Source organism: Corallococcus sp. CA041A, from assembly GCF_003612075.1.
Lineage (GTDB): Bacteria > Myxococcota > Myxococcia > Myxococcales > Myxococcaceae > Corallococcus > Corallococcus exiguus.
Genome location: NZ_RAWF01000063.1, coordinates 26,000 through 38,992 on the forward strand (window position 1 = coordinate 26,000; position 12,993 = coordinate 38,992).

10 protein-coding genes are annotated in these 12,993 nt (G+C 69.3%); 2 read left to right on the plus strand and 8 right to left on the minus strand.

The window, feature by feature from the left end; genetic code table 11:
* Positions 1–113: 113 nt before the first annotated feature.
* Together D7V77_RS13790 and D7V77_RS13795 are read right to left on the minus strand one after the other, a co-directional pair.
* Entirely contained in the window at positions 114–602 is a 489-nt protein-coding gene (locus D7V77_RS13790; protein ID WP_120576754.1) for a serine/threonine protein kinase, read from the minus strand.
* Between the two features lie 11 nt (positions 603–613).
* Positions 614–1,567: a DUF2381 family protein gene (locus tag D7V77_RS13795; protein ID WP_368666190.1), complete on the minus strand. Its 954-nt coding sequence runs from the start codon at positions 1,565–1,567 to the stop codon at positions 614–616.
* A 238-nt stretch (positions 1,568–1,805) separates the two neighbouring features.
* Here D7V77_RS13795 and D7V77_RS13800 point away from each other — a divergent pair, with 238 nt between their 5' ends.
* Positions 1,806–2,312: a DUF1993 family protein gene (locus D7V77_RS13800; RefSeq protein ID WP_120576743.1), complete on the plus strand. Its 507-nt coding sequence runs from the start codon at positions 1,806–1,808 to the stop codon at positions 2,310–2,312.
* Here D7V77_RS13800 and D7V77_RS13805 read toward each other — a convergent pair.
* Entirely contained in the window at positions 2,260–4,221 is a 1,962-nt protein-coding gene (locus D7V77_RS13805; RefSeq protein ID WP_120576744.1) for a 2,3-oxidosqualene cyclase, read from the minus strand. The two genes, D7V77_RS13800 and D7V77_RS13805, sit on opposite strands and share 53 nt — an antisense overlap.
* Positions 4,221–5,267 carry a phytoene/squalene synthase family protein gene (locus D7V77_RS13810; protein ID WP_120576745.1) on the minus strand — a complete coding sequence of 349 codons (1,047 nt, stop codon included), beginning with the start codon at positions 5,265–5,267 and terminating at the stop codon, positions 4,221–4,223. The genes D7V77_RS13805 and D7V77_RS13810 overlap by 1 nt, the downstream gene beginning before the upstream one ends.
* Positions 5,268–5,353: 86 nt before the next feature.
* On the opposite strand from D7V77_RS13810, the gene D7V77_RS13815 reads away from it, so the two are divergent.
* Entirely contained in the window at positions 5,354–6,763 is a 1,410-nt protein-coding gene (locus D7V77_RS13815) for an NAD(P)/FAD-dependent oxidoreductase (RefSeq protein ID WP_120576746.1), read from the plus strand.
* On the opposite strand, the gene D7V77_RS13820 is transcribed toward D7V77_RS13815, so the two are convergent.
* From D7V77_RS13820 to D7V77_RS13835, 4 genes are all read right to left on the minus strand, one after another.
* Complete coding sequence (locus tag D7V77_RS13820; RefSeq protein WP_120576747.1) at positions 6,703–7,893, minus strand: glycosyltransferase family 2 protein; 1,191 nt, start codon at positions 7,891–7,893, stop codon at positions 6,703–6,705. The two genes, D7V77_RS13815 and D7V77_RS13820, sit on opposite strands and share 61 nt — an antisense overlap.
* Positions 7,890–10,163 carry an MMPL family transporter gene (locus D7V77_RS13825; protein WP_120576748.1) on the minus strand — a complete coding sequence of 758 codons (2,274 nt, stop codon included), beginning with the start codon at positions 10,161–10,163 and terminating at the stop codon, positions 7,890–7,892. The genes D7V77_RS13820 and D7V77_RS13825 overlap by 4 nt, the downstream gene beginning before the upstream one ends.
* Positions 10,164–10,268: 105 nt before the next feature.
* Positions 10,269–11,534 (minus strand): hypothetical protein, encoded by a 1,266-nt coding sequence (locus tag D7V77_RS13830; RefSeq protein ID WP_120576749.1) that lies wholly within the window; start codon positions 11,532–11,534, stop codon positions 10,269–10,271.
* Positions 11,535–11,778: 244 nt separating this feature from the next.
* The gene (locus D7V77_RS13835; RefSeq protein ID WP_120576750.1) at positions 11,779–12,738 is read right to left on the minus strand and encodes a sigma-70 family RNA polymerase sigma factor; all 960 of its coding nucleotides are present in this window, start codon (positions 12,736–12,738) and stop codon (positions 11,779–11,781) included.
* Positions 12,739–12,993 lie beyond the last annotated feature (255 nt).

The following is a 12,993-nucleotide window of genomic DNA, read 5'->3' on the forward strand; positions in this document are numbered from 1 at the left end:
TACCGCTTCAGCTTCCGCTCCACGGGCTGCCGTTGCTCAAGCTCCCATGAACAGGTCCCAGCCTGAGATTCCGCACTGTCGCGGAACAGAGCATGGTGAGCCGAGCGAGCGAATCACCGGAAAGCATCGACGATGAACGCGGCTGCGACGGAGCCATCAAGCATCGCGGTTCCAGGCTTGGATTCGGGCAGCTTCCTCATCTGGTCATGGCCGAGCCGCGCCACTGCGCAGATGGGAACTTTTTCTCCGTGCAGTGACTGCGCCTCGTAGTACCGGATGACAACCTGCGGGCCGCTCGTCCAGACCTGCCCGTACAAGCGGCTCGTCGCACCGAGCGGGCCGAACTCTTCTCTCGTGACACTCTCAATCGGTCCGTCATAGAGCGTGATGCGCCGGCTCTCTGTTTGGTTCGCGTCGAGATCCACCAACACGCTGTCCCCAACGCGCAGCCCCATGTAGCGAATCGCCTTCTTTGACTCTTCCGGGCACTCCTGCGGACCTGGACTACCGTCGGGACGCAACGCCACACCGCTCCCAGTGCAGCCGGGCGACATGGCGAGCAGGACGATAGAGCTGAACAGCAAGGCTTTGGGGGTCTGCATGAACGGCACTTCTACTTCTGAACGATGGTGTGTTCCAGCTTCACGACCACCTGGAGGAGACCGTCTCCGCGGAAGATTTGGAGCGCGAGATCAGTGAGCTGCCCGTCGTCTGTCAGGAAGGCGCTCCTGTCCACTACGACCGCGATTCGCCCCGTCTCCCCCGGAACGATCGTGGCCCGGTCCATGCGAAGCGCAAAGGGTCGAGCCGTGGAGTGGGTGAAGTCACGGCTCAGATAGGCACCGTCAAACTCCCATGGCCCACCGTGGTAGGTGTTCTGCAAGGTGACGAGCGCTGCCGCTTTGCCGGGGCCTTCGAAGACTTCGACGACCATGTCCATGTCCTCATTCTTCGGCCGGTAGACGAACCTGCGGCGGAATGGTGTTTTCTTCCTCTGTCCGTTTACGAGAAGCGTCGCGTAGGCGTGATCGACGGAGTTCTCTTCCTTGCGGTAGCGCTCATTCGCTTCAGCGAGAGTGTCGTTCTGCTTGAGCGCGTCCATCAGCGCCGCGTGCATGGACGCATAACTCTCCCGGTCATTGAACACATCGACCTGTTGGTCGAGAATCGGCGACCATCCCTCGTCTCTCTTGCTCCATGGTGGCTTTACGAGGAACGGGATTTCGGTCCCATCCGCCAGCGTCACCACCAGGGGAATGCCCTCGTCCCTGTTGAGGTCGTGGATGGGCTCAAGGATCACCTTGTTCCGAACCACGGCCAGCGGTTCGAGTCGGCCCTCCCAGCCGATCATCCTCGTCTTGCTCGCATCCACAAGCTGCTCGAACCGCAGTGTCGTGAGGACGTTCCCCTTCACATAGATGGAGTGAGTGCCATCGTTCGGGTGCTCGGAGAGCATGATGGGGCGCACCCTCGGCTTGTCGCGCTCGTCGCGGGCTTGAGCGGCTGATGACGCCACGAGGATGGCAATCAGGCCATACCCGGCAATTTGGAGACTCCGCATAGTCATTCCAACCTACCAAGGTGGGTCTGAACGCAGCAACCTGCGGGCCGTACCTGGCGGTTGCCGAGCACCGCCCTGTTCGGGTGGACCAAGAATCACCGGGCCCGAGGCACCAGCCCCAACGAAATACCATTCTGACGCCACGCGTGACCCCGCCGTGACGCGGGGCGTCCGGACGATTTGATCCGGGCACCCCTCGCGATTGGCTCGCGCGCCAATGGCTGTCCCGTTAGCTTGCGCGCCCATGTACTTCGAGACCTTTTCGCAGATGAAGAAGCAGCTGGGGCAGTTGAGCAAGTGGTTGGAGACGGCCGAGGCCCACGCCAAGGCGAAGTCCTTCGACCCGAACCTCTACCTGAACTTCCGGCTGGCGCCGGACCAGCTCCCGTTCGTGCGGCAGGTGCAGATCGGCTGTGACGCCGTGAAGCTCGCGGCCTCGCGATTGTCAGGCAAGGCCGCGCCGTCCAACCCGGACACGGAGCAGACGCTGGAGGAGCTCAGCGCCCGCGTCCGGTCCACCATCGCGTACCTGGACACGTTCACGGCGAAGGACTTCGAGGGCGCCGCCAGTCGCGTCGTCACCCACCCCCGGTGGGAGGGGCAGGTGATGAGCGGCGCGGACTACTTCCTGGAGAACGCGGTCCCCAACTTCTTCTTCCACGTCACCCACGCGTACGCGCTGCTGCGTCACAATGGCGTCAACCTGGGCAAGGCGGACTACCTGGGGTCGCAGAGCCTTCGCGCGCCTTGAAGCCTCCGGCCTGTCGCTCCGCGAGCGACAGCGCCCACAGCGGGAAGATGCGCAGGTAGGCGTCGTAGTGGATGGCGCAGGTGCGGCTGAAGACGCCGGCCAGGGGCTCTCGGGGCCACTGGCCGTCCGCCGCCTGCCTCTCGCGCAGCCATGCCACGCCCCGGCGCGTGGCCTCCGCGTTCGCTTCGCCCGCGGCCACCAGTGACAGCACGGCCCAGGACGTCGTCACCGCGTGGCCCGTGTGGCCCTCCACCCAGCGGCGCTCGCGGCAGGCCTGGATGGTTTCGCTCCAGGAGCCGTCCTCGCGCTGGTGGGCCTTCAGGAACGTGACGGCCTTGCGCAGGGCGGGGTCTCCGGTCCCCGCGCCCGAGGCCACCAGGCCGGTGACGCCGAACCACGTGCCATAGCTGAAGCACACGCCCCAGGAGCCCTCCCAACCGCCGTCCGGACGCTGCTGGCGTCGCAGGAAGTCCGCGCCCCGCGCGATGGACTGGCCCACCGGTGCGTGCGGCCATGCGCCGCGCCATGCCGCCAGCGCCTGGATGCAGGCGGACGTGCACTCCACGTAGCTGGGGTCCACCATGATGCCGGCGAAGACGTCCGAGGGATTGAACCGCTCCAGCCAGCGCGGTCCCCGCTGCCGCTCGTAGGTGGCCCAGCCGCCGTCCCGGTTCTGCAAGGATAGGATGAACGCCACGGCCTGCTCCAGGCGCTCGCGTGGCACGCGATTGAGCCCGAGCGGCTCCAGCAACAGACACGCCTTCAGCGCCTCCGCCGTGCAATCACTGATGGGCCAGCCGTGCGCGCGCGTACTGAAGGGCCACCCTCCCCTGCTGGGATGCCGGTGGTGGCGCTCGGCGTCTGGCGAATCCTCCAGCACCTGCTGCGCCTCCAGGAAGCGACCCGCGCGCTCCAGCGTGTCCCGCGCCCAGACGGACTCTCCGGAGGCCACCAGCGCCTGCACCGCGAAGGCGGTGTCCCAGAGCTGGGAGGAATTGTAGCCGTTGACCGTGATGCCCTTCCGCGTCCGCTGGAGGTAGTCCGGCAGGCGCTCCAGGTGGGCCCGCACCTCCGGCCCGTCAGGCCGCGCCACGTGACACACCACCATGTCGAGCACCTTGTTGATGGGCCCGATGCAGACGAAGTGCGTCGCCGCGTCCTCGCCGTGAATCAACGTCAGGGACTCCTCCAGCGCGCGTTCCCGCAGCCGCTTCGGATGGAACCGCTCATACAAACCCAGCACGCGGTGCACGGCGCGCAATCCCAGACCGTGGGGGCTGTAGGCGTCCGTGCGGGCCACGCGTCCACGCGCTGCCTTCCAATCCACATCCGCGTAGGGCTGGGCGTACAGCTCGCGCCGCAGCTCGGCCAACAGCTGTGTCTCCGCGGCGCGGACCCGGCGGCCATAGAGCCAGCCCATGGGCAGGTACACCATGCGGCAGTGGCACCAGAGCCGGGAGGGATGGAATGGCAGCCCTCGCGGCAACAGCCAGAGCTCCGGAGGCACGGGCGCGAGGCCCTCGTATTCGTAGAGCCCCAGCAGGGCGAGGACGAACTTCCCCCAGGACGCGCTGCCCAGCGGGCCTCCCTGGGGAAGGAACCACGCCCTCGCGCGGACGAGCCCCGGGTCGTCCGCGCCAACGCCCAGCAGCCGCTGCGCGACGTAGTTGAGCACCGACGTGAAGACGAGGCTGGGCGACTCCACGTCCAGCCCCCAGCCTCCATCCGGGTTCTGGTGCGCACGCATGTGGGCGACCATCCCGTCGCGGACGGACGCCTCCGGCGTGCGCCCCATCACGTACAGCCCGGCCACGTACACCGGGCCCAGGAACAGCGGACCGCTGTAGTCCCCCATCCAGGAGCCGTCCGCCGCCTGCGTCCCGGCCAGCATGTCGCGCGCCCGCCGCATCAACTCCAGGCCTCCACGCCGCTCCGGGACGCCCGCGAGCAGCTGGCGTAGAGCGCCCGCAGCGCTTCATCCGAGTCCACCCGCTCCTGCGTGAGCCGCATCAGCGTCGCCACCGTCTCCCGGGGAATCTTCACGGGCTCGGGTTCGAACACCGCCGGGTTGCCCTCCACCGCGTCGAGCGTCGCGGCCGCGAAGAAGAGCGGGTAGAGACAGAACAGCCGCAGACCGGGCTCCTCCACGGGCAGCGCCAGCGAGTACTCCAGCGCGACGTCCAGCTCCCTGCGCGCCACCGCCACCAGCTCATCCATCAGCGCCACGGCGTTCGCACGGAGCGAAGGTAGGGCCAGCGTGGAGGGCGTGAGGCCATGCGCGGCCATGCGGTCCCTGGGCAGCCAGCAACTTCCGCGGTCCAGGTCCTCGCGCACGTCCTTGAGGATGTTGGTGAGCTGCAGGGCCCGGCCAAAGGCAGGCGCCCGCGTCATGAGCCGCTGCTCACGCCAGGCAACCCGGGGTGAGCTGGCGACGAAGAGGCCGGTCAGCATCTCGCCGACGACACCCGCCACGTAATAGCAATACATGAACGTCGCCTGGAGGTCGGGCAGCCCCATGACCTGCCCGCTCCCCCCATGCATCCGCTGCATCTGATTCATGCCGCCGGTCATCGTGCGCACGCATCGCGCGATGGGCGGGTGGACCCAGGAAGGAAGCGAGGCCAGGGTTTCGAGCACGGTCGAAGTCTCTGAAACCAGCTCGGCCTCCGCTGGTGGCACCTCATCCCGCAGGGCCCGCCGCGCCCTTCGCGCGAAGGAGCGGGCACGGGCCTCCCAGCCCGGCTCCAGCGACACCAGGGCCCCCAGTTCGTCGAGCAATGCACCGTGAAGTGCCCCGGGGGACTCGTCCTCCAGCGTGTCCGCGATGCGGCACAGCAGGTAGGCCACCGTCACCGCCAGGTCCAGGGGCTCCGGCAACAACGGGATGTTGAGCGCGAAGGTCCGGGAAACCCGGGGCAATTGTGTGCGACAGAATGATGCAACCTGCACTTTCATGCCTGCCTCCTCCGCGTGCGGCGCCGCGCTTCAATGGATAAGTCGTCAATGCCAGACATGGTGTCTGCGAACCGAGCGGGGGCGACGTGGGGGACACCGAGGTGGTGATAGCCGGGGGCGGGCCCGCGGGCTGCGCGGTGGCGGCGGCGCTTTCCGACCTGGGGTGGTCCGTCCTGCTGCTGGACGCGGGCGTGGACCGGCACAAGCAGCTCGCGGGCGAACTGCTCCACCCGCCCGGGGTGAGAGACTTGCGCGCGCTGGGCTTCGGGGACGTCGTGAATGGCTGGAAGGCCCAGCCCGTGCAGGGCTTCGCGGTGCGCTTCCATGCCCCCGCCCGCACGCTCGTCCTGCCCTACGGTCGCGGCGTGACGGGACTGTCGCTCGAACACGCCGCCCTCACCCTGCCCTTGCTGGAGTCCGTGTCGCGGCGGCGCGGCGTCACCGTGCGCATCCGGGCCCGCGTGACGGCCGTGGAGCACAACTGCGAGCGCGGCGTGCGCCTGCGCTATTCGCACGCGGGCGCCGAGCACACCGTGCACGCCCGGCTGCTGGTGGCCGCGGACGGACGCGCGTCGCCCGTGCGGCGGATGCTGGGCATCGCCGAGCACCACCAGCGCCTGTCCACCATGCTGGGCGTGACCGTGGACAGCGACTGCCTCACCCACCCTGAATACGGGCACCAGTTCGTGGGCGGCGCCGTGCACGCGCTGGCCTACACCATCCAGCCCGGCGTGGCGCGCGTGATGGTGGACCTGCCCCTGGGCAGCACGGCCCAGACGCTGAAGGAACAACCGGAGTTGCTGCTCGCCCTGCCCTCGCGGCTGAGGGAGGCCGTCTTGCAGGCGCTGGAGCAGCGGCCCGCGGTGCGCATGGCCTCCAACGACGACTGGCTGGCGGAGACCGTCTGGATGGGGAGTGCCGTGCTCGTGGGCGACGCCGCCGCGTGCTGCCACCCGCTCACGGCCAGCGGCATGGCGTCGTGCTTCCACGATGCCCGCGCCCTCCAGGAGTCTCTGGACCGCTACCCGGACCACGTCGCCCGCGCGCTGGAGCACTACGCGCACGCGCGGCGGCCCGCGCAGCGCACCCGCGTCGCACTCGCCTCCGCGCTCTACAGCGCCTTCGCCAGGCAGGACGAGGGCATGCACGCGCTGCGCATGGGCCTGTTGCACTACTGGGAGCACAGCCCCGGCGGCGCGCGCGCCTCCATGGCCCTGCTGTCTTCCGAGGAGCCCCGCATGCGGGTGATGGTCCGCGAGTACCTGCGCGTCGTCGCCCATGCCTTCGCCGCGATGCTCTCGCCGAACGGAGAGGGAGGCAGCCTGCGGTCCGCCGCGCCGCTGTTGCGCTCGGCCGGGCCACCCTTGCGTGGCACCATGGCGAGCGCGGTGGAACAGATGGGGAGCTGGCTGCATCGTCGCGTCCGCCGTCCCGTCTACACGCTGGCCCGGGCGGGCTGGGCTTCACCCAGGCGCGCCTTCGCATCCAACCGGTAGCCCCGGCCGCGCCAGTCCACCTCGCGAGACAGCCGCGCGGACAGCGCCACGCCGGCCCCCAGGAGCGGGAGGAGCGCCGGCACCCAGTAGTGCCGGGGGGCGACCTCCGGTCCGTGACAGGCCCGCTGGAGCCGCAGCTGGCTCCACACGGAGAAGCCGATGGGCACCGCCGACAGGAGCGCCGGGCCCCAGGCCCTTCGCGCCACCGCCGTCGCCAGCGCGCCCCACGACAGCCAGCTCACCGCGCCGCGCACCCAGAGGGGCCTCGCGAAGGTCCCGGGGATGCCCGACTCCGAAAAGAGGAGCCACCGCCGGAAGATGCGCAGGAAGGCGCCCAGCCCCAGGTGTCCCGTGACGACGCGCAGGGGGGCGTGGACGACGCGGTTCTTCCACCCGGCCTCGTGCAGCCGGCGCCCCAGGTACATGTCATCCACGAACTGCCCGGCGGCGCAGCCCACGCCCCCGATGGCCTCCAGCGCCTGGCGCCGGAACACCATCAACTGCCCCATGATGAACGGCAGCGCGCCATCCGGCGCCGCGGTGCACGCGACCGACGCGCCGTACCACGCGTTCACCAGAAGCCCGTAGCCCACGTCGCCCGCCAGGGGCGCGTCCGCCGCCGCGTAGATGGGCGCGAACGTGGCGCCCGTTCCGCCATCCTCCAGCAGCGCGCCCACCAACGCCGTGAGCACCCCGGGCGAGGGCCGCGTGTCCGAATCGCTGAAGGCCAGCAGCTCGCACCGGGAGCGGGCCACGCCCACCTGCATCGCGTTGAGCTTGCCCGTCATCCCCGCCGGTGGCTCGCCCGCGACAATCAGCTCCACCCGCTTCGCGCGCGTCGGGCGGGCGGCCACCTCCTCGCGGGTGGGGAGGAACGCCGGGTCGTCCTCGCTGTCGAAGACGAAGAGCACCTCCCACTCACCGGGATAGTCCAGGTCCAGCAGCGCGCGCACGTTCTCGCGCGCGTCCACGTCCAGGCCCCGGATGGGCCGGATGACCGTCACCGCGGGCGGTTCGAAGCGCTTCACGGGCGGAGCCGCGCGCCGCCGCAGACCGGCCATCAACTCCCGGTGTCCTTGCACGAGCACGCCCAGCGCCGCCGCCGTCCATGCGAGGTTCCGCGCGTTCATGGCCGCACCTCCGTCCCTTGCGCTCGTGGAGGTGAGCGCCTCCAGTGGCCGGGCCCCCACCAGTTGAAGTCCCCCATCAGGCGCATCATCGCGGGGACGATGAGCACCCGGACCAGCGTCGCATCCAGCGCGACCGCGATGGCCATGCCCAACCCCATGGCCTTCACCACCACCACCGACGCCAGCGTGAAGGCCGCGAACACGGCCACCATGATGGCCGCCGCGCTGGTGATGAGGCCGCCGGTCCGCTCCAGGCCTTCGGCCACCGCGTGGGTGTTGTCGCCCGTGCGCAGATACTCCTCGCGGATGCGGCTGAGCAGCAGCACCTCGTAGTCCATGGACAGGCCGAACAGCGCGCAGAACAAGAGGATGGGCAGCGACGGTTCGATGGGCCCGGGTTCGAAGCGCAGCAGCCGGTGCAGGTGCCCTTCCTGGAAGATCCACACCAGGGCGCCGAACGAACCGGCCAGCGACAGCAGGTTCATCAGGAGCGCCTTCAAGGGCAGCACCACGGAGCGAAGGAGCACGAAGAGGACGATGCACGTCATCCCCATCACGAACCCCACCGCCGCGGGCGTGTGGTGCTTCACGAAGGCCGCCGCGTCCACGTCCGTCGCCGTCTGTCCGCCCACCAGCCACCGGCCGTCGCCCACCGTGCGGTCCTCGCGCAGCGCGCGGACCAGGTTGCGCGCCTCCAGGCTGCTGGGCGCCGAGGACGTCAGCACCTGCATCACCGCCACGTTGCCGGTGGCGTACGCGGCCCGCGCGGCCTGGAGCTCCGGTGGGAGCATTTGGGGTGGCGCGGCGGCCATGCGCAGGACGGTTGCCCGGTCCATGCCGGGGCCCAGGTCCACCGCGCTCTCCACGCCGACCACGCCGGGCATGGAAGCCACCCGGCGGCTGGCGTCATAGAGAGCGCCCGCGCGCTCCGGTGTGAGGGGATTGCCACCTGGGAACTCCACCGCCACCAGGACGCGGGTGGCGGCCTCGCGGGGGAACAGGCGGGCCAGGGTCTCCGCGCCCTGGCGTGCTTCCGTGTCCTCGGGCAGCGCGGTGATGTCCGTGGCCGCCAGTTGCAGCCGCCGGAACGGCAGCCCCATGGCCAGCAGCAGCGTCAGCGTGGGCAACAGCACCCACCAGGGATGCCGCATCACCCAGGTGGCCAGCGCGTGCCAGGCGCCGCCGCGGCCCTCCTTCCGCGCGAAGGGCAACCGCCCCCGGTCCACCCGGGGCCCCAGCCAGGCGAGGAGCGCGGGCAGCACGGTGAGCGCGAAGAGGACCGCGAAGGCCACCACCAGGGCACCGCCCAGTCCCATGGCGCTCAGGTACGAGCCTCGGAAGAAGAGCAGGCCTCCCAGCCCCACCGTGACGGCCAGCCCCGAGAACGCGACCGCCCGCCCCGCGGTGTCCAGCGTGCGCGTCAGTGCGTGCTCCGTGCTGAGGCCCAGCGCGAGCTCGGAGCGGAAGCGGCTCACGATGAAGAGCGAGTAGTCAATGGCCACGCCCAGCCCGATGAGCGACACCACGTTGAGCGTGTACTGGGCCATGTTCGTGGCGTGCGACAGCAGCATCACGCCCGCCACGCCGCAGAGCACCGCCAGGCCGCCCACCACCAACGGCAGCATCGCCGCCACCACCGTCCGGAACACCCAGAGCAGGACCACCAGCGCCAGCGGGAATGACAGCAACTCCGCGCGCAGCAGGTCGTGTTCCAGCAATTCATTGAGCGCGGCCAGGAAGGCCACCTTGCCGGTGAGCGTCGTCCGGAGGTTCGGGTCCTCCAATGCCGCGCGCACGGCGGGGAACGCGGCGGTGGCCTCGCGCTCGCCGCCCTTGAGCCGCACCAGCGCCAGCAGGTCGTGGCCCGTCCTCGCCACGAAGCGGGCGCGGAAGGCCTCGGGTGCACCGATGGGCGACACCACCGACGCGACCTCGGGCAGCCGCTCCACGCGCGACAGCACGGACGTCACCGCCTGGGCGAAGCGCGGCTCGTCCGTGGTCCATTCGTCGTGATGGAAGATGACCGCCAGGGTCTGATCATTCGACCCCGCGGCGGCACCGCGCGCGAGTGCTTCGGCCTTCGCGGATTCAATGCCCTCGATGGTGCCGGTGGTGAGGTGCCCTCCGCGGAGCAGCGCCCACACCGCCGCGGCGAGGAGCACCAGCGTGCCCACCAGCACCCGGCCCCGGTGCCGGAACACGCCCACCGCCAGCCGGGCGAACAGGGATGGCTCTCCTCCCGCTGGTGAGTCGTCCCCGCGTCCCGCCATACCTGCCCCCCGTTCGCTCGCCCCGCCCGTCACCAGGGAACTGGTGACGGAGGGAGCGCTTGGACAGGGGCTTCACCCTTTGGGGCAATCCAGACGTGGACCGGCCTACTGGAAGGTCACCTTGCCGTCCCGCTGGTAGCAGACATGCGGCACACCATCCGTGGGACGGATCGCCACGCTCGGACGGGAGCCGTCCTGCACCGTCCCCAGCTGTGTGTACGTCCAGAAGCCCTGCGCGTCCGTCGTTCCGAGCGCCAGCGATGTCCCATTGCGCAGGGCGATGACCGGCTTGCCTCCGCCGTAGGTCAGGTCCGCCGAGGAGTATTTGTAATCCACCGTCGAGACCCTCCGGGTGCTGGCCGAGGCAGGCGTCCCGACCGTGATGTCCTCGATGGCGTTCCATTCGCCTTCGGCGATGCTGTTGGAGAGCGCCAGGAGGTGCGAGTCCGGTCCCCAGGCCGTCGCGAGCCAGGGCCCCAAGGAGCTGGTCTTCAACGGGAAGGACTCCACGGCCGAGCCCCGCAGGACCTGCAGCGACTGACTGACGTAGCCACTCAAGGGCTGGTGCGTGATGAAGTGCAGCGCTCCGGTCGCGTCGAAGAGGGCGTCACTCGTGAGCGCATGGGCGCCGACGGAGAGCGGCACGCTGGACCACGTGTTCGCCGCGGTCCGGGTTGCGAGCTTGACGCTCCCCCCGTTGCCGCTGCTGAAGACGATGACCGGCCGCTGCGCCTGCGCCGGGTTGAGCGCGATGCTGATGCGGGTCACGACCGAGGCGTCGACATCCTCGCGAACCCAGACGCCATTGACGCGCGTGGCATAGCCCACCCGCATCGGCGAGGTATTGATGTTGCCGCTTCCCTTGGAATAGGCGACGTGCGGCGTGCCAGTGACCGGGTCGACGGCCAGCTGGCTCTTCACGACGAAGACGCCCCCGTTGTTGAAGCCGGGACCGTCAATCAGCTCCGTCGCCCAGGACGTGCCGTCCCAGCTCGCGTACCACAGGCTGTTGTGGGTGTCGTTCGTGTAGATGACGTGGCCCTTGCCCGTGCTGTCGAACACGATGTCGCAGCTGCTGCCCGTGACATCCGGCCCCGTGTCGATGGCAGAGCTGGAGGCGAGCGGCGCGGCCACCACATTGAACTGGAACGCGCCCTCGGCGGTCTTGCCGGACTCCGTCTCGACGGTGACGGACAGGGACGCGGTCCCCGGCGTGGGCAGCGTCCAGGTGACCCGCTCATCGGAGGGCTCGACGACCCCCGCGTTGGCGTTCCAGCGCACGGACTTGATGACTTCGCCCGAGGCGACGACCCGGAAGCGCTCCGCCGTGCTTTCGACGTAGGGGCCCGCGCCGTCCTCCCGCTCAATCAACAGCGCAACGCTTTCAGTCCCTCGGGATTGGATGACCTCCACGGGGCGGGGCTCACGGCCGCAACCGGCGAGCAACGTCAGACCCCCCAATATCAGAATCCCTGGGGCCCACATCTTGCGCATCGACATTCGAGTTCCTCTCAGATGGATGTGGCGAGCACAGCTCGCCTCTCTCGGGGGAGGCCGCTCAAACGGATGCGCTTTCCTAAGGATTTATCAGAACCATTTTTCCAGGAAGTCCGTGTCAATCCGACACAGGCATACGCACGCCCGTGAGCTTCCGGTCCACCAACACGGAATGCAGCGCATGGATGCGTCCGCTGGAGTCCAGGTCCACGCGAAGCACCATGCGCAGGGCCAGCATCGGATCCGCCCCCGGATGGAAAACCGCCACCACGGCGGGCAGGCCATTGAGCATCCGCGCCTCCCACGCCACGGGAGGCCCCCGCATCTCCATCAACCGGCGCATGAAGAGGACGACGCGCTGGGGGCTCACGATGGGCACCAGGGCCGCGCGCACCTTTCCGCCACCATCCGACAGTGCGCGCACATCCGAAGCCAGCAGCGCCTCCGCGGCGGCCACGTCTCCCGTGACCAAGGCGCCCAGGAAGGCCTCCAGCGAAGCCCGCGTGCGAGCCTGCACGTCGCGCGTGGGCACACAACGTGACTGGTCATACTCGGCCATGGCCGCCCGCGCGCGGTGGTGCACCACCTTCACGTTCGCTTCGCTCATGCGCAGCGCCTCGGCCACTTCCAGCACCGAGTAATCAAAGACGTCGCGCAGCAGCAGCACCGCCCGCTGCTTGGGCGACAGGACTTCCAACGCCAGGAGGAAGGCGAAGGAGACGCTCTCCAGCAACTCATAGCGTCCCTCCGTCGAGCCGCCGCCCGGGAGCCTCGCCTCCACCGAGGGAGGGACCTCCTCATCGCCTGTCTCCAAGGGCGAAGGCAGCCAGGGACCGACGTAACCCTCGCGACGGCGGCGGCGCAGGTGGTCTCGCGCCAGGTTCACCGCGACGCGGGTCAACCAGGGACGCAGGGTGTCCAGGCGCTCCGGAGGCGTCGCGAGCGCGCGCGCATAGACGTCCTGCACCAGGTCGTCCGCGTCCGCCGCCACGCCGGTCATCCGGTAGCAGAGCCCCCAGAGGAAGCGCTCGTGCTCGCGTGCGGCCTGTCCCAGTGCTCCTCGCGCCTGTGAATCCATCCCGTTCAAGCCCTCACATTCCAATAATCCAAGAGCATCACCGGAACGCCGCGATGCCGGGTACCCCAAGCTCCCGAATCTCCACGCCGAGCCCCTCCGGGACCGGACCGGACAAAACCTGTCCGACTGGAGGTCTGCGCGGAATAGGGGTGAAGGCTGACTGGCTACTGAGCCTCAAGGGAGGCAGGGGCCTCCAGCACGAAGTAGACGCAAAAAAGCCGGCTGCGTGTCAGCAGCCGGCGGATGTTGTGGGCC

Coding starts and splice junctions, on each gene's coding strand:
- D7V77_RS13810 (WP_120576745.1), bottom strand. CDS start 5,267: ATGAAAGTGCAGGTTGCATCATTCTGTCGCACACAATTGCCCCGGGTT.
- D7V77_RS13800 (WP_120576743.1), top strand. CDS start 1,806: ATGTACTTCGAGACCTTTTCGCAGATGAAGAAGCAGCTGGGGCAGTTG.
- D7V77_RS13835 (WP_120576750.1), bottom strand. CDS start 12,738: ATGGATTCACAGGCGCGAGGAGCACTGGGACAGGCCGCACGCGAGCAC.
- D7V77_RS13805 (WP_120576744.1), bottom strand. CDS start 4,221: ATGCGGCGGGCGCGCGACATGCTGGCCGGGACGCAGGCGGCGGACGGC.
- D7V77_RS13825 (WP_120576748.1), bottom strand. CDS start 10,163: ATGGCGGGACGCGGGGACGACTCACCAGCGGGAGGAGAGCCATCCCTG.
- D7V77_RS13795 (WP_368666190.1), bottom strand. CDS start 1,567: ATGACTATGCGGAGTCTCCAAATTGCCGGGTATGGCCTGATTGCCATC.
- D7V77_RS13790 (WP_120576754.1), bottom strand. CDS start 602: ATGCAGACCCCCAAAGCCTTGCTGTTCAGCTCTATCGTCCTGCTCGCC.
- D7V77_RS13820 (WP_120576747.1), bottom strand. CDS start 7,893: ATGAACGCGCGGAACCTCGCATGGACGGCGGCGGCGCTGGGCGTGCTC.